Source organism: Celeribacter ethanolicus (assembly GCF_001550095.1).
GTDB classification, from domain to species: domain Bacteria; phylum Pseudomonadota; class Alphaproteobacteria; order Rhodobacterales; family Rhodobacteraceae; genus Celeribacter; species Celeribacter ethanolicus.
Genome location: NZ_LRUC01000052.1, coordinates 162152 through 184044 on the forward strand (window position 1 = coordinate 162152; position 21893 = coordinate 184044).

Here is a 21893-nt window from a genome sequence, read left to right on the forward strand (position 1 = left end):
CGCACGACACCTCACACCACGGTAAACCCGTGGGCATAGGGGTCGCGGTCGTCGATGAAGATGGTGTTGAAGCCGGTCTGGCGCGCCCATCCGCCAATAGAGGGGATGATCGCATCGCGCTCTTTGTCCTTGGCACCGACTTTGACGGCGGCTTCGACGCGGCCCTTGAACAGGCTGCCGATGATGCTTTCGTGGATAAATTCATCACCCACGTTGAGCCGACCTTTGGCGGCCCATTGCGCCATGCGCGCCGAGGTGCCGGTGCCACAGGGCGAGCGGTCGATGGCCTTGTCGCCATAGAACACGGCGTTGCGGGCCGTCGCGCCCTCGATCGTCGGTTTGCCGGTCCACATGATATGCGACAGCCCGTTGATCTCGGGCTTTTCGGGGTGCACGAAATCGTATTTCTCATTGAGCGCCCGACGCAGCGCCCGACTCATTTCGATCAACTCGCCCGCCGTAAAATCGGCCATATCATTGAAACAGGCCTGCGGCTCGACGATGGCGTAGAAATTGCCGCCATAAGACACATCCACCGTGACGTCGCCAAGCGCGTCGATCTCGGCGGTCATGCCTTCGGCGTAAAGAAAGGCGGGCACATTGGTGAGGCGCACCTCTTCGACAAAGCGGCCCTCCTGGCGGTAGTCGATGGCCACAGGACCGGCGGGCGTATCGAGCCTGAGCTTGCCCGGCTCTTTCGGCGTCACCAACCCGTTCTCGATCGCCATTGTGACCGTGCCGATGGTGCCGTGCCCGCACATCGGCAGACAGCCGGAGGTCTCGATGAACAGCACGGCGACATCGCAATCCTCGCGCGTCGGCGGGTAGAGGATGGAGCCGGACATCATGTCATGCCCGCGCGGCTCGAACATCAGCCCGGTGCGGATCCAGTCGAAGTCGCGCAGGAAATGCGCGCGCTTTTCGATCATGTTCGCGCCTTCGAGACGCGGACCGCCCCCCGCCACAAGACGCACGGGGTTGCCACAGGTGTGGCCGTCGATACAGGTGAAGGTGTGATTGCTCATGCGCGATATCCGGCAAATCTGGTGGGACGGAACGGGGTAAGATCGAGGGACGGTGTGCGCCCGGCGATCAGATCAGAGACCACCCGGGCGGTTCCCGCAGATTGCGTGAGACCCAGGTGGCCATGGCCAAAGGCGAACACCACGGAAGAGGTGTCGGGATGTGCGCCGATGACAGGGAGGGAGTCCGGCATGGAGGGGCGGAACCCCATCCATTGTGTGCCGCCTTCGGTGTCGAGTGTCGGCAGGAAGCGCTTGGCCTTGGTCAAAAGCGCCTCGGCGCGGGCCATGCGCGGGGCGAGGGTCATCCCGCCCAGTTCGACCGCACCGCCGACCCGCACGCCCTCGCCGATTTTCGTGACGACGAAGCCATGATCGGAGAAGGTCAGATGGGTTTTCAGATCGAACGCGCCGGCAGGCAGTGTGGTGTTATAGCCGCGCTCAGTTTCGAGCGGCAGCTTGAGGCCGAGGGTCTTGAGAAGCGGATTGCCATAGGCCCCTGCGGCCAGGACAATTTTATCGAACCGCTCCGCGCCTTCCTCAGAATGCACGACAGCCCCCTGCTCTGCCGGTTCGATCCGGGTGACATCGCGGCGGGCGAAAGTGGTGCCCAGCCGTTGCGCCTCTTCAGCGATGCGCCGGGTCCAGACCGCCGGATCGGTGACGTTCTTCCACTCGGGCGTGAACCCCGCATGGGTAAAGCGCGGATCAATGCCGGGCTGAATCTCGGCAATCGCCTCCGGGCCTGTCAGGAATTCGAATTTCACCCCGGCCTTGCGGCGCTCGTCCCAGCCCTTTTGGCTGACCTGAAACGCGGCCTCGCCTTCGTAGAGCTGCATCTGTCCCTCGGGACGGATAAGATCGGAAAGATTGAAATCGACCACCAGCGCATCGAGCGCCTCTTGCGACAGGCGCATCATGTCGGACTGCGCCTTGAGTGCTGCGACATAGCGGTCCCGCCAGCTCGCGCGCCAATACCGGATGAGCCAGGGAGCGATTGTCAAAGCATAGGCGGGCGGCACGGAGAGCGGCCCGAGCGGGTCGAGCAGCCATTTCGGCGCCTTCTTCATGATCCCCGGCGTCGCCAGCGGAATCACATCGGCAAAAGCAAAGGCACCGGCATTGCCCTGCGAGGCCCCGGCGGCCACGCCGTCACGGTCGAGCAGCGTCACGGCATGACCGTCACGCACCAGATCGAGCGCGGCGCTTGCGCCGATGATTCCCGCTCCGATAACACAAACCTTCATGAAGAGAGCCCTTCCCTGATCTCACGGCCAGATCTCACGACCTAATCTCATGGCCGGAACGCTAACACCCTGCATTTGCCTTGTCGACAATAAAAATTTTAAAAAGGGTATGGCGCCGTATTCCCCGTTTATGCAAACATATTTCACGTTGAGCAGAGGACATCCAACTCATGACAAAAACCAAAGAAAAAAAAGCCGATCACCCTCCGCTGAAGCGTGGATCGGGGGTCACGCATGTCTATGAGACCCTGCGCAACGAGATCATCGAGCTGAAACTCACCCCCGGCAGCCCGATCGACGAGGTTCAGTTGTCCGAGCGGTTTTCGCTGTCGCGCACGCCGATCCGGGAGGCGCTTGTGCGGCTGGCAGCCGAGGGGCTTATTACCACGCTGACCAACCGCGCCACGATCGTCTCCAACATCGACTTTCTGAATTTGGCCGACTTCTTTGACGCGCTCACACTGATGTACCGCGTCACCACCCGCCTTGCCGCGCAGAAGCATCGCCCGGAGCATATCGCGGAAATTCAGGCGTTTCAGGACGCCTTTGCCCAGACCGTCGCCGAACAGGATGTGCTCGGGATGATTGCCAGCAATCGCGATTTCCATGTCGCCATCGCCAGGGCGGGTGGCAATCGCTATTACATCGAACTGTTCACCCGGCTGCTGGACGAAGGCCGACGCATCTTGCGGCTGTATTATTCTTCTTTCAACGACAAGCTGCCGCAACAATATGTCACCGAGCACGAAGACATGATTGCCGCCATTGTCGCCCGGGACGTGAGCCGCGCGGATGAGCTGGCCCGAATCCATGCGGACCAGATCGTGTTGCAGATCCAGTCTTATATCTCCGCAGATACGCGCCCGAACGCGACCCTGTCGCTCTAAACGGCAGCACATCCCCTTTACGAGAGCGGCCTTTCAGGGCCGCTCTTTTTCATTTCCGGCACAAATATCACCAACAACCGATTGCTTTTTAATCATTTTCACTTCGGTTTTCATTTTTAAATTTTATTTGTCGACAATTATTAATCCAAATGATATTTCAAAAATCGACACGATTGGACGCACCCGGGAAATACGTCGGACCGTCCAGCCACGGATCACAAGACACCGCAGGAGGTCCGGCCCATGACCGCATCTCTGCAAGGAACATTTTGAAAGGACCGCAGATGAGCGACTCAATCTTTACCGGCTGCATTCCCGCGCTGATGACCCCCTGCACAGAGGCGCGCGAGCCCGATTACGCGGCTCTGGCCCGCAAGGGTCAGGAGCTGATCGCAGCGGGCATGTCCGCCGTGGTCTACTGTGGCTCCATGGGCGACTGGCCGCTTTTGACCGACGAGCAGCGCATGAAGGGCGTCGAAGTCCTCGTCGAGGCCGGCGTGCCCGTCATCGTCGGCACCGGCGCCGTGAACACGAAATCCGCCGTCGCCCACGCCGCCCATGCCGCAAAAGTCGGCGCCAAAGGTCTGATGGTGATCCCGCGCGTCCTGTCCCGCGGCGCGTCCGTTCCGGCCCAAAAGGCGCATTTCGCCGCCATTCTCGACGCCGCCAAAGACATCCCGGCGGTGATCTACAACAGCCCCTATTACGGCTTCGCCACCCGCGCCGATTTGTTCTTCGAGCTGAACGCCGCCTACCCGAACCTCATCGGCTTCAAGGAATTCGGCGGCGCCAAGGATCTGACCTACGCGGCCGAAACCATCACCTCGGGCAATGACGACCTGACCCTCATGGTCGGCGTCGACACTCAGGTCTGCCATGGTTTCATCAACTGCGGCGCGACGGGCGCGATCACCGGCATCGGCAACGCGCTTCCGAAAGAGGTGCTGCACCTCGTCGCGCTGAGCAAGAAAGCCGCCACCGGCGACATCGAGGCCCGCAAGAAAGCCAAAGAGCTGGAAGACGCGCTGATGGTGCTGTCGACCTTCGACGAAGGCCCGGAACTTGTCCTGTTCTACAAGCGCCTCATGGTTCTCGCGGGCGATGCGGAATATGAGCTGCATTTCAACGAAACCGATATGCTCTCGCCCGCGCAGCAAGCCCATGTCGACAGCCAATACGCGCTGTTCCGCGCCTGGTATGACGCCTGGGCCTGATCGCCTGACATCGCCCTGAAGGACAAAGGCGGGCGCTTTGAGTGGCCCGCCTTCTCCATGCCAGCGCGCACGTCATCAAGAGTGTATCGTGCCCGCCCTTGTCGGTCAGGGATTGCTCTCATTGTTGCGGACACAAATACATGCTTTAACGAGAAAACATGGTAAAAAATACGGTGCGCATGGACACAGCCACGGATCAAAGCGCCGGTGACGGGCGGAAAGCGGAACGGCAGCACCTGCGTGCCGACCCCGACAACAGCAGCAAAACCGCCCGACAGGCCGCTGGTCCGGGTCTGAAGATTGCGCCTGTTTCGGACAGCACATTGTCTCACGGAGTGTCCGCGCCTGCACCGCCACCGACATCACCACATAAGCAGGCCTCGCCCTGCGGACCAAAGGACTATGAGATGAGCACCCCTGCCCCGATTTCCGTTGAAACCCTGCACACACGTGTCCAGTCGATTTTCCAGTCCTGCGGCCTCACCCCGCAAAATGCCAGTGCCGTCACCGACGTGATCGTCGCGGGCGAGCGGGACCATTGCAAATCGCACGGGATTTACCGGATCGAAGGCTGTCTGCGCGTGATCAAGGCAGGCATGGTCAAACCCGATGCCATCCCGGAGCTCCATGACAGCGGCAAGGCCGTGATCGAGGTGGATGCCCATGCCGGGTTTTCCAATCCAGCGTTTTTTGCCGCCAAGGACACGCTTGTGGCACGGGCGAAAGAGACCGGAATTGCCGCTCTGGTGATCCGCGATTGTCTGCATTTCTCGGCGCTGTGGCACGATGTCGAGGCGCTGGCCGAAGAAGGCCTCGCCGCATTGTCCATGTGCCCGAGCTACGCCTCGGTCGCCCCCACCGGCGGCACCGAGCCTTTGCTGGGCACCAACCCCTTTGCCTTCGGCTGGCCGCGCCCGGGCCCCCACCCTTATGTCTTCGACTTCGCTACTTCGGTGGCAGCAAGAGGCGAGATCGAGCTGCACCGCCGCGCAGGCACGCCAATCCCCGAAGGCTGGGCCATCGACCGCGACGGCAAGCCCACGACCGACCCGGATGCCGCACTTGCCGGGGCGATGTTGCCTTTTGGTGGGCACAAGGGCTCGGCGATTTCCACCATGGTCGAATTGCTCGCCGGTGCGCTTCTGGGCGAGTTCATGAGCAAGGAGGCGCTTGAGTTCTCCGGCGGCACGCATCTGTTGCCCCGCCATGGCGCGCTGATCCTGGCACTCGATCCCGCGACCTTCTCCGCGCGCAGCGGCCGCGATCCGCTGGCCGAGGGCGAACGGCTTTTGACCGCGATTGCCGGACAGGGCGCGCGGCTTCCGTCGCAACGGCGGTTCAAGGCACGCGTCTCCTCCTTGCGGGACGGTATTTTCCTGAGCGAGGCGGAACTGGCACAGCTCGACCGGTTCGAGGCCGAGGGGCTTGCCGCGCTCTAAGCCCGGCTACATCCGATGGAAAGGCGCGGGACACGATCCCCTCCCGCTGTCTCCCCCAACCTTTGCTGTTCCCCGCGGAAATGTTCCACAGGCCGGAAAGAAATCTTTGCGGTTCGACGTGGTGCGGAGCGTCGAACCGCAGCTCCGGCACACCGAAGACCTCAAGCGGCGGCGCTCGAATGCCCCCGAGATTTCCGTTTGCAAATCCGGGCACGACAGAAGACTTTATCGCCCAAACGAGGTGCCGCCCGATAGGGCGAGACCCTTCCTGTTCAGACGACGAATTGAGGCGCGGTATGGCCCTTTCAAAAACGGTTGAGCCTTGGCAAATCGCACAAGCGCTTTTGCACCCTGAAGAAAACGAGACCGTGACGCACCGGATTCTGGCGGAAGCTCCGCCGCTTCTGACCGGCCTGCAAGCGCCTGAGGAGCGTCAGCCCATAGAAGATGTGCTGGATGCGCTTTTCTCTTCGGCCGCTGATCCCGACCAGACCTGGCATGTCTATGCCCTTCTGGATGCGGCGCGCTCACAGGGGCTGCCCGCCCGACTGGACAGCAGTGATCTTGCACATAGCTGTCTCTACGATCTGAAGGATGCGCCCCAGCTTGCCGATGGCGCGCCATGGCTTGTCGAACTGACGCGCGAGGCCGCGTTTACAGGCGCTTGTTTTGCACATGACCCCGAAAGGGACGACCCCCGCAAAATGCTCGGTGCCGGGATCTTCCTTACCTCTGCGCTGCCGCCCGACGCGATGAAACGTCATCTCAAACATTACACCAAACTGTCGGACGAAGCTGGGATCGCACAGTATTTTCGTCTGCAGGAGCCGGGAATGCTTGATGCGCTTCTATGTGTCAGCGATCCCGCCGCAGTGACGAAATTCTTTCAGGCCGGGATGCAGCTTGTCTATCCCCGCCCGGCGCTCGAACCGGGCCTGTGGGAGTTCGTCGCTCTGACAGCCGGTCGATCAGGAACCGAGGGGGCGGCCATACCCCGCCTTGATCGCCCGGCGCGGATCGCATTGGCGCTTTTCGTCAATGACACCCGTGCCCGAAACCTTGCAGCCGAAGCCATTTCAGCCCCCGATGCGCGCCCCTTTGCCCATTATGTCTTTGCCAGAATGATGCAGGCCGGTTTCGATCATGCCCCGCGTCTTTTGGAGACGCACCGGCTTCTTTGCGCCCTCCCTGAAGAGGCCCGCACTGCCTTTTGGGCCGATGCGGAAAGCGGTGTTTTTTCTCCGCGCCCCTTGCTGTTACGTTATGCGAATAGATATGGTTGCCTTGAGCTTCTCGATGGAGAGAATGTATGAGTATTTGTGTTGAATGCGGTGAATTCGAACTTTTTTATGTGCTGGCTTGCGGCGACTCGGCTGTCGGTGAAAGCAACGTTCTCCTTTACGCAGGTGAGGAGCTGACAGCGCTCAATCAGGAAATCCGCGATATGGATGCCGCCTTTGGCGCCCTGGATCGGGCCAAGGTCGAGGGCGATCCCGAAGCCGTCATCGAAGCGCAGGAGCATCTCGCCGATATGCTCAAAGGATATGTCAGACCCACCGAACGCCTGCCGGACAAACATCTGGTGCAGGCCTATTCCATCCGGGGCAAAAAATGGACCCGGATTCGGTCCGACAAGATGCGCAATCATTGGCGCAGCTACAAAATCGACACATCCCTCCTGCAAGCCCAAACCGGGGCCGCGGGCACGTCGGAGCTTGATCGCGGCAAGCTGCGTCAGGCCTTCACCTCGGTGCGCGACAAGATCAAATCCGATCTTTCGGACGGGATCGCCTACAAACAACAGATCGCAAAAGGCAAGGCCTCCGGGTCGATCACCGACGTCTGGGACGCCAATTGGCTCAAATGGGTCGATGCGGTCAACGACAGCCTGAGCTATTCCGCGAGCGGGGCGCATTTCGATCTTTCCGCTGGTGCGCAACTGATGCGTGGCTATGCCGGGTTTGGCGTGCAGCTGGGCTATGATCCGAAAAAAGGCGCTTACTCTCTGAAAGGCAATGCCGAAGCGCGCGCCATTCTGGGAGAGGCAAAAGCGACGTTCAACGGCTATTTCGTCGACAGGGATGGCTGGCACGCTCTGATTGAGCTGTCCGAACAGGATGCCTCTGAGGCGGGCACGCAGGCGCGTCTCGATTTTGGCTATTTCCGGTTCAATGCCACGGTGTCCGCAAATGCCATGTTGGGAGCTTCGGTCTATGCCACCGCAGGTCTTGAATTTAAAACCGAGCCTGCGGGGAAGGTCCTCGTCAAACCCTCCGCCGCCGACAGCAAAGGGGAAGTGGCCGCCGGACTGTTTGCCGGGCTTGAGGCGGGTGGCAGTGTCAAAGGCGCTTTCGAATGGTACAATCCGGGCCTTGTCGAAGCAGGCGGAGTGGTCGAAAGCCCCAAATGGGCAGCCTTCGTGTCCGTGGGGGCGAGCGTGGCCGCAAACGCCGGGGCCGGTCTCGAAGGGGTGCTCAAGATCACCTATGATAAAGAGAGTAGCAAATTCATGTTCCGCTGCGAGGCCCGTGCCGTGCTCGGCGTCGGTGCTAAAGGCGGGCTCTTGGGTGAGGTGAATTTCGCGAAAATTCTGGAATTCATCAAATACATCTACTGCCAGCTCAAGGACAACGACTTTGCCTTCCTGCGGTTTGTCGCCGAGGATGCATGGGAGGCGCTCGTTCAGGTCACGATTTCCCTGATCACCGAAGGGGCCATCGCGCTTGAGGCCGCGCTTGAACCGATCCGAAGCGCCAATGCCGCAGAAGATTTTGCACTTAAGGTCAAGGCCCGCCCGGCCGCTCTGATCTTTGCGGCGCCGGAGGCCAAGGGCGCCATTCTCTACAAGCTTTCCGAACGCTATCTCTTCTCCTTCGAAGAACATCAGGAAGCTGCAATTCTCACAGTTGTCGGCACGATGCAAAGCCAACGCGAATGGGCGCAGGTCGTCGAGCGGATCACCGTGATAGGCAAGAAATCCTCGGCTGCCGCGGGCTATGCCCGTCTGCGTGCCGTGCTCGATGGGGGCTCCGCCCGCAAATTCGAAACGCTGGTGCAGGCGATCAACTCCTTGCCGACCAACACACTGATTGCCGGTGAACCTGTCCACGTAAGGAATGTCGCATGACACGCAAGTCTCTCGTTTTGCTCATTGTCGGGGCCACGGTGCTGCTCGCCGCCGGTGGCCTGACGTTCAACATGATCGACCAGAAACGCGCCCGTGCGAATTTGGTCGACAGCACCCGCGCGACGATGGTTTTCGTCGAAGGCGGCACATTCACCATGGGCAATTATCGCGCCCCTTTGCAGAGGCAAGATGGCACTGTGATCGAGACCTATGTGGCGGATCACAGCACATCGGAAACGCGTCAGGTCACCGTCGACAGCTTTTACATCGCGCCGCGTCAGGTCACGGAAGCGGAGGCTGCGCTTTTTGACCGGGCGCAGGGCAGGGCGCGTGATGTCGCCGCAGGAATGGAAAACAAGCCCGCCGCGTTGAGCTATCAGGAGGCGACGGCGTATTGTGCCTGGCTCGGAGACGCGGCGGGCCTGCCAATGCGTCTGCCGACCGAGGCGGAATGGGAATATATGGCGCGTAGCCGGGGGCAGACGCCTTTCTGGCCCACAGACAACGGCAGTTTCGAATATGGGCGCAACGTGTTCGATCTAAGCACGCTGCCCCGGATGAGTCAGGACCGCCCCGATGTGGCGAGTTTCCCGCCCAACCCCTTGGGGATTTACGATTTGTCTGGCGGATTGGCCGACTGGGTCAGCGACCGCGCCGCTACGGACCCGGAAGAGGCACTTATCTACAAAGGCAGCACCGACGACTCATCTGCCATTTACGCAACCGTCCCAACACGCGGCATGTCCGATCGGACGGGCAGGGCGCACGACGCTGCGCTGAAGGCCATGTTGACGGGGGCGTATGACTCGGCAGAGATGGAGGAGATGGGACAGCTTTACGGGCTCCCTCCCACTCATGTCGGCGCGCGATGTGTTGTCGAACTGGATCAGAGGCCCTCCGAGACCGGGTTTGGAACTTTGCCCGGGCCGATCCTGCTCAGTCCGCCCTATCGCGCGACGTCCCCCGAGGGGTGGGGCACCGACTAAGCGATTGTTCTGGAGGGACTTCAGTGTGAGTCTAGGATTTTTCCTTGAGAGCGGGAAAGAGCACTTCGAGAGACCGGCGATCAGGCGCAGGATATCATCCATGCCGCCAAACGGCGGATTGCGACGATTGATAAAGAGATCGCCACGCTGCTGGACCGCATCATGGTGGCGAGCAATCACATCGTGATTCAGAGCTATGAAACCAAGATCGAAGAACTGGAACAGCAAAAGGCTTTGGTGGCTGAAACGCTGCATCACCAGCCGCAGAAGCCAGACAGCTTCGAAGACAAGCCAGAACCAGTCCTGACGTTCCTCGCAAACCCTTGGAAACTCTGGGAAACGGGTCATATCCACGCCCGCAGACTGGTCGCAAAACTGGCGTTCGCAGAGCGCGTTGTCTATGATCGAAAACTGGGTGCTAGAACCCCGGAAATAGCCTTACAATTCAAGGCTTTTGGGAGTGTTTATACCCTTCAAAAGAAGAGTGGTGCGGTCGAGAAGACTCGAACTTCCACGGGAGTTACCCCACAGCGACCTCAACGCTGCGCGTCTACCAATTCCGCCACGACCGCACTGTCTAGGCTTGGTGAGGGGCTATGTAGCGAAGCGGTTCGGGGAAGTGAAGAGGAAAATGAAGGGGGAGGCGAATTTTTTTCCGCCTCCCCCGAAAGCTGTTGTGACAGGGAGGTCTGCCCCCCTGCCCGGCCTCGTCAAAGGCTCATTCCGTGACCGAAAAACTCGGCAACGTGGTGCTGGCCGGAACCGGCGTCAGCGTGGCGGGAGCCGGAGCGCCAGACACCGCGAAGGCCGCCTTGCGCAAAAGCCCGGTGCGTTCCGGCTGCCCCGGAGCAAACACCGCAGGCACACCGCTTTCAACGGCGGTCAGGCTGTCCTCATACCAGGCCTTCGCCAGATCGGGACGCAGGCTGACACCGACGCCCTGGCTCAGGTGATGGCCCAGAAGCTCGCCATAGGCACGCTCGCCCAGCGCCACCAGAAGCAGCGAGGAAGCCAGCGCCACATCCATCTTGTCGGTGCGATAGCCAACGGAGAGACAGATTTTTGCCGTGCCCGACAGCTGTGCCGGAGACATGCCGGACGCCAGCACGAAGGAGGACGTGTCCATCAGAACCTGATCGCGCGGCTTGAGCGACAGCGCCGCGATCTGTGTCGTCATCGAGGGCACCAGCCCCTCGCATTGGGCGGCGATCTGCTGCGGGGTGAAGCCCTGAACCTTCGAGATCATGTCTTCGCCCTGCGAAATCGCATAGGTGCGCGCAAGGCAGAACTGTTCGTTGAGCGCCTGGTTGGGATCGGACATCGACGCTTCGGTCACGAACCCGCCGTTGGTGTTGGTCAGCAGAGAGACCTTATTGCAATGCGATGCCAGCGACACGGTCGCACCATTGCCGAGAAAATTGGGCATCGCGCTTTCCGGAGCGGCCGGAGCGGCGGCGGCAAAGCTCGGCATCGTGCCCTGCTGCGCCGTCGTGCCGGGCATGGTCTGCGGCATCACCGGGTTGACCACGACGGTGGTCGTCGGTGCGGCTGCCATGGTCGCACCGCCACTGGCCATCTCGGTGCGATACTGCTTAAGAAGACCACGCGTGCCATCCGGGTTGGCGGCAACGAGCTGGGCCGTCTGTGCCCCCCCGGCCTGCGCCCTGTTATAGGACGAAATCAGCAGTTCCTGCTCGTAGGGCGAGAGCTGGCCGGTCACCGGATAGCCGAGATAAGCCTGATAGGACGACACGGCATTGCGGGTCTTTTGCCCGAGCTGACCGTCCACCGTGCCGGCGTTGAAGCCGAAATAATTGAGGGAGGCCTGGATTTCCTTGCCCTCCTGCGTCGAGGGCAGGCGCGGCCGGTAGGACGAGGTGGTGGTGGTTTTGCGCTTCGGTTGCTGGCTGGCAGCGCCAAGCAACCCGCCGATCACCGCCCCGGCGATAAAATCGCCGCCATCGGCCTGAACTCGTGACGTGGTCCCCATCACCAGGACGGCGGCCAGAGCTGCGGAAATGACATGTTTGAATCGCATCGGATTCCCCCCCGTTACATATAAAAAAACTGGGAAAAGCCTATCACGCGATCGTGAGATTCGTAGGATTTTTTTCCTGCAAAGGTAAAAGACAGGTGCTTTGCATCTTCTTTGGGCGCATGCCGCAGTGCCAACGCCCTTTCCCCCGCACGCGGCAAGGGCTACATCTCGCCAGAGATCGAACGCGCGGAGGCATGATATGGTGGAATGGCGGATTTCCGAGGGGCTGACCGATTACGACTTTGCCGTGGCCGAAATGGAGGCCCGCGCCGAGGCCATCGCCAGGGGAGAGGCCGAGGAGCTGATCTGGCTGGTGGAGCACCCCCCGCTTTATACAGCGGGCACCTCCGCCAAGCGCGAGGACCTTGTCGATCCCGACCGTTTCCCGGTCTATGAGAGCAAACGCGGCGGGCAGTATACCTATCACGGGCCGGGGCAGCGTGTGGCCTATGCCATGCTCGACCTGAACACGCGTGGCAAGGATGTCCGCAAATTCGTCGCCGATATGGAAGCTTGGGTGATCGCGGCGCTGGCCGAGTTCAACGTGACGGGCGAGATCCGCGAGGGCCGCGTCGGCGTCTGGGTGGTGCGCGAGGACAAGCCGCTGACCATCACCGGCGCCAAACCTGAAGACAAGATCGCCGCCATCGGTTTGCGGGTGCGCAAATGGGTGTCGTTCCATGGCCTGTCGATCAATGTCGAGCCGGATCTCAGCCATTTCGGCGGCATCGTGCCCTGCGGCATCCGCGACCATGGCGTGACGTCGCTGGTCGATCTCGGCCTGCCGGTGACGATGGAGGACGTTGACATTGCACTCAGGCGTGCCTTTGACGAGGTGTTCGGCGACTGATCTCGACGGTCGCTCTGTGAGAAGCCCCGCGACAGGTTTGCCGAACTGCGCAAAGGCGTGTTAGGAAAGTCCATATTTCCAGAAGATTTCAGGACGGGCCTTCCTTGTTCAGGGCGATTTTCAGATATCTGACGGCAGGCGCTCTGGCGGGTGTCATCGCCCTGCTCCTGCTGACCTCCGCCCCGCCCCGTCATCTGTCCCAGCCCCATCTGCCCCAAACCGAACCATCCCGGCCCGATAAAACCGCATTCGCCGCCTGTCGCCGCGTGCCCTCCGCCCAGTGCCTCACCGATCTCGGCGTCGCTCAGGCTATGCACCGCCGATCTTTGCCAGGATATCTGCGCGAAGTCGATATACTGGCCCAGATGGGCCGGTTCGAGGAGGCACGCGCTTTGGCAATGCGCGTGGAAAGCGGGAAGCAACGCGCGCAGGAAATCCCGCCGGAGACGATTGAGGCCTCGGTCAACCGCAGGCTCGCCCCGCATCTTTTGGCCGCCGCTCTGCGCGGTGGCGGAAATCTGCAGGCAGCAATGGCGGACACGCCCGGCGTCGACACCGGCGTCTTGTATATCGGCGCGCTCGATCTGCTCGGTCGTCACCCCTACGACACAAATACGGCCCCCGAAGAGCGCCCCGCCGACCGCACGCGAACTGTCGTTTTCGAGATCGCCGCCGCCATCGCGACGCTGGCGCAACAACAACCGGAAAAGCCCCGCGCGAACGCGCTGATCCATGCCGCAGAACTGCACGCCGCACTCGGCCAACGTGACCGCGCCATGGCAGTGCTCGCGGCCCTGCCCCAAAACATGGAAAATCCTCTCCTGATCATGAGCGAAGATCTGATCCGGATCATCGGCGCCCCCGAGGCCCTGAGGATGTACCGCGATGCCGGAGGGCAACGCACGTCCTTCCTGCTGGCCATTGCCGAGGCGGAAACCGACGGGACCCGCGCCACGAAGGTTCTGGAACAGGCATTTTCCGAGTTTCAGGCCCAAAAGATTTTCCCCGATTTTCGAGGCATGGAAAACACTGTGGAGCGCGCGGCGGCGCTCGGGCTGGACGCGTTGTCGCTCCGGCTCGCGCGCGCTCTCGCGGAACAGGCACAAACGGCGCCCTCCGCGCTGCCGGTCTTTCCGCACCTCACTGCCGCCCGCGCCCTTCTGAGCGCAAAGGCCCCCGAGGCAGAGGTCCGCGCCAGTCTGGCACGCGCTGAGGCGGCGATTCCCGGAAACCCGAACAAGGTCGTGGCGGTCGGCGCCATCGGCGGCGCGTATCGCTGGGGGAAATCGGGGCTCGCGTCTGAGGCCCGTCGCGACATCGCCACCATGCAAGCACGGCTGGGCGATGTTTCCGAAGCGGTTCATATCATGGAAGGGATCGACCAGCCTGTATTCGCATGGAATGACATGCTGAGCGCTGATATTCCTCTCGACGCTCTGAACGATCTTCTGGCCGCATCGGAGAATATCTTGCCCGAGGACGGACAGGCCTATCTGCGTGCGCAACCGCACACGACCTGCTTGAGGCGAAGCGGTTTGACGGAGCGCGCGCGGGGGTCATCTACGCCACGCTGGCGCGCCTCGGCGCCCAGTTGGGCAATCAGGACATCGAACGGCAGGCCTTGAGCCGTCTTGCAGAGGCCGCACTCGCGTCACGGGACCATGGCGATCTGATAAGGGCGGGCTTTTACTGGCATCAGACAACAGGCAAGATGCCGCAGGACTGATCCGGGAGGGATGCGCGCATAATCTGCCGAGAGCCGGACACACCACAGGTCAACTTCAGGTCGCACCCCGCATTTGAGCATGATCAAAGTACGACCATCGCGGGCTGGTATCACGATCCGAAGTCACTATGCTGAGACCGGGACACATGAATCACACGGGAGAGAGAACCGAATGACCAAGCTTTTTGCCTTCACAGCCGCCGCCCTGTTGGCAACCTCCGCCGCCGCGTTTGCCGATGGCCACGGGCATGGCCATGGCGACCCGGACAAAGGCGCCAAGGACTTCAACAAATGCAAGGCCTGCCACACGATCGTGTCGGATTCGGGTGAAACCATCGTCAAGGGCGGCAAGACCGGTCCGAACCTCTTCGGCGTCGTCGGACGCCCCGTCGCCTCCTACCCGGACTTCAAATATGGCGACGGCATTCTTGCCGTGGGCGCGACCGGCATGGTCTGGACCCCGGAACTGATCACCGAATATGCCGTCGACCCGACCAAGTTCATCGACACCCATGGTGGTTCCGGGCGCTCCAAGATGACGTTCAAGCTGAAAGACGCCTCCGACGTCGTGGCCTATCTCTCCACCTTCTCCGACGCTCCGGAAGCGATGGAAGCTACGGAAGAGGAAAGTGACGAAGCCATGGAAGAAATGCCCGCCGAAGAGGCACCGGCCTCCGAATAAGCCGCATTTCGAGGTCAGATCAGGCGCCGTCCCCTTTGGGGCGGCGTTTTTTTATGACCGACGTCCCTATCCACCCATTACCATTCAAAAAAACGATCAGATTTCTAGAGTCACCCAAAACAGTCAGACCGAAAATCTTTGTGTGGCCCGCCACGAAACACACCTTTTCGACTTGTCCTTTTGTATAGGTTTGCCACTATTTCTCCCAAGACCTTCCCCAAGAAAAGAGACATCATGCTTAGCTTCTTCAGCCTCCCCAGCTCATTTCCCCGCCTGACAGACCCACTGACTGAAAGCCTCGTAACGGCCCTGCAACAGGCCACACTCGCAACGGAACCGGTTGCGCCCGCCACAGAAACCGCCGCGACGGACACTCTTGACGAACCGATGCCCCTCGCCGAAGAACGTATAGAGTCGGCGATAGAGCCTTTGACGGAAAATCCGCTCGAAGACCCCTTCGCACTGCTCTACGAGGAGGAGGTGCCCGTGACACTGAGTGCTATGAACGATCCGGCTGTGAGCGCACCCGCAGGCGGCGCGAACGGGTGGCTGGTCGGGACCGGCACTGCGGGCAGCCTGCTCAACAGCACCCTGTTGATCGCCGGTGCGGATTACATCACCAATCTCACCCTCAAGGATCTGGTCGGCTACGACCTGACCGAGGAGGATATTGAAGCATTCACGCAGGAAGCCGAGGAATTCGCCGAAGGACTTCAGCAGGATTACGACAGCTTCCAATGGCCAGATGGCAACGATGTGCTCGAGAGTATCGAGATTCCCTTGGTCAGCGATTTGCTCGGCGGCGATCTGTTGGGCGGCCTTCTGGGAGGCGTCGTCGGCGGGGTTCTCGACACCGTCACGGATATTCTGATCTGAACCGTCCCGATCAAGCCTCAGGCGCCCCCGACAGAAACGTGGGCGCCCCCGCGCATCCAGAAATGCGCATATTTTACAGCCGCATATGTCTCAGCAGATATTTTCTCTGTCACATTGCGCAAAAAATTTGCTCTCGGGATTGTTCCTCTCTAAGACTGTATGTGTCAATCTGTCGCACAGACCCCGAAAACGGGGCAGACAGGACGGCGCGGACGCACGTCCAGGGGGCAACCCCGAGGAGGAATAGGGAGGAAAGCATGGCAGACGCCGCCATTCATGGCCACGGCCATGAGGACAGCCGCGGGTTCTTCACCCGCTGGTTCTTGTCGACAAATCATAAGGATATCGGGATTCTCTACCTGATCACGGCGGCCGTGGTCGGGTTCATTTCGGTGTGTTTCACCGTTTACATGCGGCTCGAGCTGATGGAGCCGGGGGTACAGTTCATGTGCCTCAACGAATCCGGTGAGGCCGCCGCACGGCTATTGTCCGGTTTCGGGGCGGAAGACTGCGCACCGAATGGTCATTTGTGGAACGTGATGATCACCTATCACGGTGTGCTGATGATGTTCTTCGTGGTCATTCCGGCCCTGTTCGGAGGCTTCGGCAATTACTTCATGCCGCTCCAGATCGGCGCGCCGGACATGGCCTTCCCGCGCCTCAACAACCTGTCCTACTGGCTCTATGTCTGCGGCGTGGCGCTCGGCATCGCGTCCCTGTTTGCCCCCGGCGGCAACAATCAGGCCGGTTCCGGCATCGGCTGGGTGCTCTACCCGCCGCTTTCGACCTCGGAAGCGGGCTATTCCACCGATCTGGCGATCTTTGCGGTACACGTTTCCGGCGCTTCGTCGATCCTCGGTGCGATCAACATGATCACCACCATGCTGAACATGCGCGCCCCGGGGATGACCATGTTCAAGGTCCCGCTCTTCGCCTGGTCGATTTTCGTCACCTCCTGGCTGATCCTCCTAAGCCTGCCGGTTCTGGCGGGCGCGATCACCATGCTTTTGACCGACCGCAATTTCGGCACCTCCTTCTTCCAGCCCGCAGGCGGCGGTGACCCGATCCTCTACCAGCATATCCTCTGGTTCTTCGGGCATCCGGAGGTCTATATCGTGGTGCTGCCCGGTTTCGGCCTGATCTCCCACATCATCGCGACCTTCTCGAAAAAACCGGTCTTCGGCTATCTGCCGATGGTCTGGGCGCTGATCGCGATCGGGGTTCTGGGCTTCGTCGTCTGGGCGCACCACATGTATACGGTCGGGCTGTCGCTCTCGCAGCAGACCTATTTCATGATGGCCACCATGGTCATTGCGGTGCCGACGGGGGTGAAAATCTTCTCCTGGATCGCGACCATGTGGGGCGGGTCCATCGAGTTCAAGACGCCGATGCTATTTGCCTTCGGCTTCCTGATCCTCTTCACCATCGGCGGCGTGACTGGCGTCGTGCTGTCTCAGGCGGGGGTCGACCGGGCCTATCATGACACCTATTACGTGGTGGCGCATTTCCACTACACGATGTCGATGGGCGCGGCCTTCTGTATCTTTGCCGGGATCTATTTCTACATCGGCAAGATGTCCGGTCGTCAATACCCGGAGCTTGCGGGCAAGATTCACTTCTGGCTGTTCTTCATCGGCGTGAACCTGACCTTCTTCCCGCAGCATTTCCTCGGCCGCCAAGGCATGCCGCGCCGCTATATCGACTATCCGGAGGCCTTTGCCTATTGGAACAAGATCTCGTCCTATGGTGCGCTTTTGTCCTTCGCCTCCTTCCTGTTGTTCATCGGCATCGTCGCCTACACGCTTCTGGCCGGGCGTCGTGTGACCGAAAACAACTATTGGAACGAATATGCCGATACGCTGGAATGGACCCTGCCCTGCCCACCGCCGGAGCATACGTTCGAACAGCTCCCCAAGCGCGAAGACTGGGATCACCAGCATTCGCACTGAGCGGACTACACCAACTCGAAAGGCCCCCCGACCGGGGGCCTTTTTCATGTTGGCCTCAAGCCCACGTTAACCAGTTAAGACATAAGACACGCTCCGCCCTGTCACAGCCACGGTTTGTGCCCAATCCCGCGTTAGCCTGACAACAGGGATGAGCAGGAGCACCCATGTTGACCTTTTTCTTCAAACCCAGAGACAGCGGCGAGATGCCCCGCGCGACGGAGATTTCCGACCGCTGGCACGTACCGCAATTCTCGAAGATCTTTGACGCCCGGGTGCGCGAGACCCGGGTGGCGATGCTGATCGCCTGCCCCGAGCCCCTGTTCGAAAATCATCCCCCCGACCCCGCCCGCATCGACGCACTGGCCGAAGAGATCGAGCGCATCGTGCGCGCGAAATGGACCAGTCGGGAAGCCGAACGGGTAACGCGATTCTTCGGCGCAGACGAAACCACAAGCTTCGTCGCGGTACTCGAACACACCGCCATAGGCGCCTATGCAGCCCCCGAGCAACGGGTCAAGGCCTATTACGAATTCGACGGAACCCGCATCGGCAATCTGGTGCCGCGCGGACGGGCGTTCGACGATACCTCCGCCGCTCAATGCGTCACACTTTAAGGCAAACCCTGAAATACGTAATCCAGCACCGTCCTGCGCCCCGACCGCACGGCAGTTTTGCGCGAAGCGATGTTCTGCCCGTCGATGGTTCCGATCATCAGCCGATCGCAATCCGTGCCGAGCCGCCGGGCCAGTTCGTCCTCCTCACGCGGCGAGACATTGCGGCACAATCCGGGCTGATGCTGCGCCATGCGGGCGAACCGGGCACGGATCAGCGCAAGCGCGTCTTCCGGGAGTTCGAAAGGCAGAGATCGACTTGCGGGTCACGCGCCATCTCGCTCATATGCCCGGCATAGAGGCTGGTGTCGATCCACCTCGCCCCCAGAGGCGCGCCGGTGCTTTGCCGCAGCCGCATCGCGCCCGGATGAAAGCCGCACCATTCCCCTGCCACCACCTCCGCCAGCTCGTTCAGATCCGAGAAATCATGTGCAATCACCTCAACGAAAGGCCGTGTCACATCCTGTGCGTAAAACCGGATGCCGCCGATCAACCGACCCCGCCCGACGTGACAAGGCGATGCGCATAGTCGAAAGGGCGATCCCCGGCAGGGTGATATGATCGGAAAACAGCCGTGCGAAGGCCAAACCGTCGATCCGCGCACATTGCTCCGCAATCCAGTCGGCCACACGCCCCTCGCCTTCGACACCATAAAGCCGTTCGGCCAGATCAAGGTCAGAGCTTAGGGAGGCCAGTCGGAAAGATCGTTCGGCATGGCGCCATGCTATCGCATCGCGTGCTTCAAAGACATGCACAAAGGTTTTACACTGATAAAAACGCACCCTCATCACGCATATGCCCTACCTCTGGACCCCGCCCCATGACACCGTTCCGACCGGCTCCCCCGAGACCGGCACGCCGCTCTGGCGGCTCGAACTCTGGCCCTATCGCAGTCTGAAGGGCAAAGGCTTTTCCGCCGCGATCTGGATCATGTTCGGCGGCGGTCTCATTCCCATCGTACCATTCATCGGCACCATGGCTTTCTGGGTGCTGCTGGGTTTCATGCTGATCGCCCTGACCGCGCTCTGGACAGCACTTCGGCGCTCGGACCGCGACCGGCTACACGAGGAAATGCTGATCTGGCCCGACCGCGTCACCCTCACCCACTGGCCGGAAAAGGGCGCGCCGCTCACATGGGAGGCCAATCCCTATTGGGTCCGCCTCTCGCTCAATACCGAAGACGGCAAGGTCGAAAATTACATTACACTCAAGGGCGCAGGGGACCATCGCGAGGTCGAACTCGGCGCCTTTCTCAGCCCCGAAGAGCGCAAGGTCCTGCATGGGAACCTCACGCGCGTGCTGGCACAGCTCAATCGCTGAGGCTTTTCTGATGGCCCAAATACTCAAAAGCCACCCGGATCAAAACGACCGGGCGGCTCTCAATTCATTCAATCCGAAAGGACAGCTCAGCTCAGCTGCGCCTTGATCAGCGCACCGACGGCACCGAAATCCATCTGACCGGTGTATTTCGCCTTGAGCGCGCCCATGACCTTGCCCATGTCACGGATGCTCTCGGCCCCGGTCTCATTGATCACCGCCTCGATTGCGGCCTTGACCTCAACCTCGGAGAGCTGACGCGGCAGGAATTCCTCGATCACGGTGATCTCGGAGCGCTCCTTTTCGGCCAGTTCAAGACGCCCGCCCTCTTCAAAGGCCTTGGCGCTTTCCTGGCGCTGTTTCACCATTTTGCCGAGGATGGCGAGAATATCGCTGTCGGTGACAGCCACATCGTCGCCCTCGCCGCGATTGGCGATCTCGCGGTCCTTGATGGCGGCGTTGATCAGGCGCAGCGTCGCGAGGCGCTCGCTGTCCTTTTCCTTCATCGCCGTTTTCAGTGCGGCGCTTAGCCGGCTTCGCATATCCATATGGGCCTCATCCCCTGATGACATCGCAAGTGGTCAACATAGCGAAAGCCCGACACATTCTCAACCACCGATGAGAGCGATAACATCCTGAAAACGCTGCGTCGCAGAAATGCCGGAAAAACCCGTCCGGCTGCGCTTGACGCCGGAGATGCCTTTCCTTAGGTTCCGGCCAATTTTGCCCATATAGGAGAGTCGTGTCATGGCATCTGGTCAAACCACCGGAAAACCAACCGCTTGTCTGGCCCTGGCCGACGGAACCATCTTCTATGGGAAGGGTTTCGGCGCGACGGGCACCACCACCGCCGAACTGTGCTTCAACACCGCGATGACCGGTTATCAGGAAATCATGACCGATCCTTCCTATGCCGGGCAGGTCGTGACCTTCACCTTCCCGCACATCGGCAACGTCGGCGTGAACAGCGAAGACGAGGAGACCGCCGATCCGGTGGCCGCCGGCATGATCGTGAAATGGGACCCGACCGAGCCCTCTAACTGGCGTGCGCAGGACGAGCTTGGCCCCTGGCTTGCCAGGCACGGTCGCATCGGCATGGGCGGCATCGACACTCGTCGCCTGACCCGCGCGATCCGCCAACAAGGCGCGCCTCATGTCGCCATCGCCCATGATCCGGACGGCAATTTCGACATCGAAGCGCTGGTCAAACAGGCGCGGGACTTCTCCGGTCTGGTCGGCCTCGACCTCGCCAAGGATGTGACCTGTGCGCAGTCCTATAAATGGGATGAGATGCGCTGGTCCTGGCCGGATGGTTTCCCGAAACGCGAAGGTAAAGGCTTCAAAGTCGTCGCCGTCGATTTCGGCGCAAAACGCAACATCCTGCGTTGTCTTGCCTCCGCAGGCTGCGATGTGACCGTGCTTCCCGCCACCGCCACTGCCGATGAGGTTCTGGCGCATACTCCGGACGGTGTATTCCTGTCGAACGGTCCGGGCGATCCGGCGGCGACAGGCACATATGCCGTGCCGATGATCAAGGGCGTGCTTGAGAAAGACTTGCCAGTTTTTGGGATTTGCCTTGGGCATCAGATGCTTGCGCTCGCTCTCGGCGCCAAGACCATCAAGATGAACCACGGCCACCACGGCGCCAACCACCCGGTGAAGGATCTCGACACCGGCAAGGTGGAAATCACCTCGATGAACCACGGCTTTACCGTCGACACCCAGACCCTGCCCGCCGGTGTCAAGGAAACCCATGTCTCGCTGTTCGACGGCTCGAACTGCGGCATTGCGGTCGAGGGAAAACCGGTGTTCTCCGTGCAATACCACCCGGAGGCCTCCCCGGGCCCGATGGACAGCTACTACCTGTTCGAACGCTTCGCTACCGCCATGGCCGAGCGCGCAGGCGCTCCGGCCTGAGCGCG

The 21893-nt window shown here is 60.9% G+C and carries 22 protein-coding genes and 1 tRNA gene; 14 read left to right on the forward strand and 9 right to left on the reverse strand.

The window, feature by feature from the left end:
- Positions 1–11: 11 nt before the first annotated feature.
- Together NH195_RS20260 and NH195_RS20265 are read right to left on the reverse strand one after the other, a co-directional pair.
- Positions 12–1025 (reverse strand): 4-hydroxyproline epimerase, encoded by a 1014-nt coding sequence (locus NH195_RS20260; protein ID WP_066705403.1) that lies wholly within the window; start codon positions 1023–1025, stop codon positions 12–14.
- Positions 1022–2269, reverse strand: coding sequence for an NAD(P)/FAD-dependent oxidoreductase (locus tag NH195_RS20265; RefSeq protein WP_066705404.1), 1248 nt, complete (start codon positions 2267–2269; stop codon positions 1022–1024). The genes NH195_RS20260 and NH195_RS20265 overlap by 4 nt, the downstream gene beginning before the upstream one ends.
- 170 nt (positions 2270–2439) lie before the next feature.
- Between NH195_RS20265 and NH195_RS20270 the strand changes: the two genes are divergently transcribed.
- The 6 genes from NH195_RS20270 (at position 2440) to NH195_RS20295 (ending at position 9922) form a co-directional block, all read left to right on the forward strand.
- On the forward strand, positions 2440–3156 hold the full coding sequence (locus tag NH195_RS20270; protein WP_066705406.1) for a GntR family transcriptional regulator: 717 nt from the start codon (positions 2440–2442) through the stop codon (positions 3154–3156).
- 284 nt (positions 3157–3440) lie between these two features.
- Entirely contained in the window at positions 3441–4370 is a 930-nt protein-coding gene (locus NH195_RS20275; RefSeq protein ID WP_066705408.1) for a dihydrodipicolinate synthase family protein, read from the forward strand.
- Between the two features lie 407 nt (positions 4371–4777).
- Positions 4778–5809: an Ldh family oxidoreductase gene (locus NH195_RS20280; RefSeq protein ID WP_066705411.1), complete on the forward strand. Its 1032-nt coding sequence runs from the start codon at positions 4778–4780 to the stop codon at positions 5807–5809.
- Positions 5810–6105: 296 nt separating this feature from the next.
- Complete coding sequence (locus NH195_RS20285) at positions 6106–7122, forward strand: DUF4123 domain-containing protein (protein ID WP_066705413.1); 1017 nt, start codon at positions 6106–6108, stop codon at positions 7120–7122.
- Positions 7119–8936, forward strand: coding sequence for a hypothetical protein (locus NH195_RS20290; RefSeq protein ID WP_066705415.1), 1818 nt, complete (start codon positions 7119–7121; stop codon positions 8934–8936). Before NH195_RS20285 ends, NH195_RS20290 begins: the two co-directional genes overlap by 4 nt.
- Positions 8933–9922 carry a formylglycine-generating enzyme family protein gene (locus tag NH195_RS20295; RefSeq protein WP_066705418.1) on the forward strand — a complete coding sequence of 330 codons (990 nt, stop codon included), beginning with the start codon at positions 8933–8935 and terminating at the stop codon, positions 9920–9922. The genes NH195_RS20290 and NH195_RS20295 overlap by 4 nt, the downstream gene beginning before the upstream one ends.
- Before the next feature lie 485 nt (positions 9923–10407).
- Here the strand turns inward: NH195_RS20295 and NH195_RS20300 are convergent.
- Together NH195_RS20300 and NH195_RS20305 are read right to left on the reverse strand one after the other, a co-directional pair.
- Positions 10408–10494: transfer RNA gene (locus NH195_RS20300), tRNA-Leu, on the reverse strand.
- Positions 10495–10640: 146 nt separating this feature from the next.
- Positions 10641–11960: a peptidoglycan-binding domain-containing protein gene (locus NH195_RS20305; protein WP_081423842.1), complete on the reverse strand. Its 1320-nt coding sequence runs from the start codon at positions 11958–11960 to the stop codon at positions 10641–10643.
- A 127-nt stretch (positions 11961–12087) separates the two neighbouring features.
- On the opposite strand from NH195_RS20305, the gene lipB reads away from it, so the two are divergent.
- From lipB to NH195_RS20335, 6 genes are all read left to right on the forward strand, one after another.
- Entirely contained in the window at positions 12088–12810 is a 723-nt protein-coding gene (gene lipB, locus NH195_RS20310; protein ID WP_274377274.1) for a lipoyl(octanoyl) transferase LipB, read from the forward strand.
- A gap of 104 nt (positions 12811–12914) precedes the next feature.
- Complete coding sequence (locus NH195_RS20315) at positions 12915–14435, forward strand: hypothetical protein (RefSeq protein ID WP_066705423.1); 1521 nt, start codon at positions 12915–12917, stop codon at positions 14433–14435.
- 273 nt (positions 14436–14708) lie between these two features.
- Positions 14709–15218, forward strand: coding sequence for a c-type cytochrome (locus tag NH195_RS20320; RefSeq protein ID WP_066705426.1), 510 nt, complete (start codon positions 14709–14711; stop codon positions 15216–15218).
- A 387-nt stretch (positions 15219–15605) separates the two neighbouring features.
- Positions 15606–16094, forward strand: a complete 489-nt coding sequence (locus tag NH195_RS20325; protein ID WP_162265857.1) for a hypothetical protein — start codon at positions 15606–15608, stop codon at positions 16092–16094.
- A gap of 257 nt (positions 16095–16351) precedes the next feature.
- Entirely contained in the window at positions 16352–18043 is a 1692-nt protein-coding gene (gene ctaD, locus NH195_RS20330; RefSeq protein WP_066705432.1) for a cytochrome c oxidase subunit I, read from the forward strand.
- 164 nt (positions 18044–18207) lie between these two features.
- On the forward strand, positions 18208–18657 hold the full coding sequence (locus NH195_RS20335; protein WP_066705441.1) for a hypothetical protein: 450 nt from the start codon (positions 18208–18210) through the stop codon (positions 18655–18657).
- Here the strand turns inward: NH195_RS20335 and NH195_RS20340 are convergent.
- From NH195_RS20340 to NH195_RS20350, 3 genes are read right to left on the reverse strand one after another with little or no spacing between them, the layout of a single operon-like run.
- Positions 18654–18848, reverse strand: coding sequence for a hypothetical protein (locus tag NH195_RS20340; protein ID WP_066705443.1), 195 nt, complete (start codon positions 18846–18848; stop codon positions 18654–18656). The genes NH195_RS20335 and NH195_RS20340 overlap by 4 nt on opposite strands.
- Positions 18849–18868: 20 nt before the next feature.
- Positions 18869–19114, reverse strand: coding sequence for a hypothetical protein (locus NH195_RS20345; protein ID WP_155846116.1), 246 nt, complete (start codon positions 19112–19114; stop codon positions 18869–18871).
- Positions 19095–19442, reverse strand: coding sequence for a hypothetical protein (locus NH195_RS20350; protein ID WP_066705450.1), 348 nt, complete (start codon positions 19440–19442; stop codon positions 19095–19097). Before NH195_RS20350 ends, NH195_RS20345 begins: the two co-directional genes overlap by 20 nt.
- 7 nt (positions 19443–19449) lie before the next feature.
- Here NH195_RS20350 and NH195_RS20355 point away from each other — a divergent pair, with 7 nt between their 5' ends.
- Positions 19450–19974: a DUF2244 domain-containing protein gene (locus NH195_RS20355; protein ID WP_066705452.1), complete on the forward strand. Its 525-nt coding sequence runs from the start codon at positions 19450–19452 to the stop codon at positions 19972–19974.
- A gap of 86 nt (positions 19975–20060) precedes the next feature.
- Here the strand turns inward: NH195_RS20355 and NH195_RS20360 are convergent, their stop codons facing one another.
- Together NH195_RS20360 and NH195_RS21500 are read right to left on the reverse strand one after the other, a co-directional pair.
- Positions 20061–20519, reverse strand: coding sequence for a GatB/YqeY domain-containing protein (locus NH195_RS20360; protein WP_066705454.1), 459 nt, complete (start codon positions 20517–20519; stop codon positions 20061–20063).
- Positions 20520–20579: 60 nt separating this feature from the next.
- A complete protein-coding gene (locus NH195_RS21500) occupies positions 20580–20720 on the reverse strand; it encodes a hypothetical protein (protein WP_162265858.1) in 141 nt (46 codons plus the stop codon).
- On the opposite strand from NH195_RS21500, the gene carA reads away from it, so the two are divergent.
- Entirely contained in the window at positions 20719–21888 is a 1170-nt protein-coding gene (carA, locus tag NH195_RS20365; protein WP_066705456.1) for a glutamine-hydrolyzing carbamoyl-phosphate synthase small subunit, read from the forward strand. The two genes, NH195_RS21500 and carA, sit on opposite strands and share 2 nt — an antisense overlap.
- Positions 21889–21893 lie beyond the last annotated feature (5 nt).

Coding starts and splice junctions, on each gene's coding strand:
- NH195_RS20320 (WP_066705426.1), top strand. CDS start 14,709: ATGACCAAGCTTTTTGCCTTCACAGCCGCCGCCCTGTTGGCAACCTCC.
- carA (WP_066705456.1), top strand. CDS start 20,719: ATGGCATCTGGTCAAACCACCGGAAAACCAACCGCTTGTCTGGCCCTG.
- NH195_RS20305 (WP_081423842.1), bottom strand. CDS start 11,960: ATGCGATTCAAACATGTCATTTCCGCAGCTCTGGCCGCCGTCCTGGTG.
- NH195_RS20285 (WP_066705413.1), top strand. CDS start 6,106: ATGGCCCTTTCAAAAACGGTTGAGCCTTGGCAAATCGCACAAGCGCTT.
- NH195_RS20275 (WP_066705408.1), top strand. CDS start 3,441: ATGAGCGACTCAATCTTTACCGGCTGCATTCCCGCGCTGATGACCCCC.
- NH195_RS20340 (WP_066705443.1), bottom strand. CDS start 18,848: ATGGCGCAGCATCAGCCCGGATTGTGCCGCAATGTCTCGCCGCGTGAG.
- NH195_RS20280 (WP_066705411.1), top strand. CDS start 4,778: ATGAGCACCCCTGCCCCGATTTCCGTTGAAACCCTGCACACACGTGTC.
- NH195_RS20265 (WP_066705404.1), bottom strand. CDS start 2,269: ATGAAGGTTTGTGTTATCGGAGCGGGAATCATCGGCGCAAGCGCCGCG.
- NH195_RS20350 (WP_066705450.1), bottom strand. CDS start 19,442: ATGAGGGTGCGTTTTTATCAGTGTAAAACCTTTGTGCATGTCTTTGAA.
- NH195_RS20335 (WP_066705441.1), top strand. CDS start 18,208: ATGTTGACCTTTTTCTTCAAACCCAGAGACAGCGGCGAGATGCCCCGC.
- NH195_RS20260 (WP_066705403.1), bottom strand. CDS start 1,025: ATGAGCAATCACACCTTCACCTGTATCGACGGCCACACCTGTGGCAAC.
- NH195_RS21500 (WP_162265858.1), bottom strand. CDS start 20,720: ATGACACGACTCTCCTATATGGGCAAAATTGGCCGGAACCTAAGGAAA.
- ctaD (WP_066705432.1), top strand. CDS start 16,352: ATGGCAGACGCCGCCATTCATGGCCACGGCCATGAGGACAGCCGCGGG.
- NH195_RS20295 (WP_066705418.1), top strand. CDS start 8,933: ATGACACGCAAGTCTCTCGTTTTGCTCATTGTCGGGGCCACGGTGCTG.
- NH195_RS20270 (WP_066705406.1), top strand. CDS start 2,440: ATGACAAAAACCAAAGAAAAAAAAGCCGATCACCCTCCGCTGAAGCGT.
- NH195_RS20290 (WP_066705415.1), top strand. CDS start 7,119: ATGAGTATTTGTGTTGAATGCGGTGAATTCGAACTTTTTTATGTGCTG.
- NH195_RS20355 (WP_066705452.1), top strand. CDS start 19,450: ATGCCCTACCTCTGGACCCCGCCCCATGACACCGTTCCGACCGGCTCC.
- NH195_RS20325 (WP_162265857.1), top strand. CDS start 15,606: ATGCCCCTCGCCGAAGAACGTATAGAGTCGGCGATAGAGCCTTTGACG.
- NH195_RS20360 (WP_066705454.1), bottom strand. CDS start 20,519: ATGGATATGCGAAGCCGGCTAAGCGCCGCACTGAAAACGGCGATGAAG.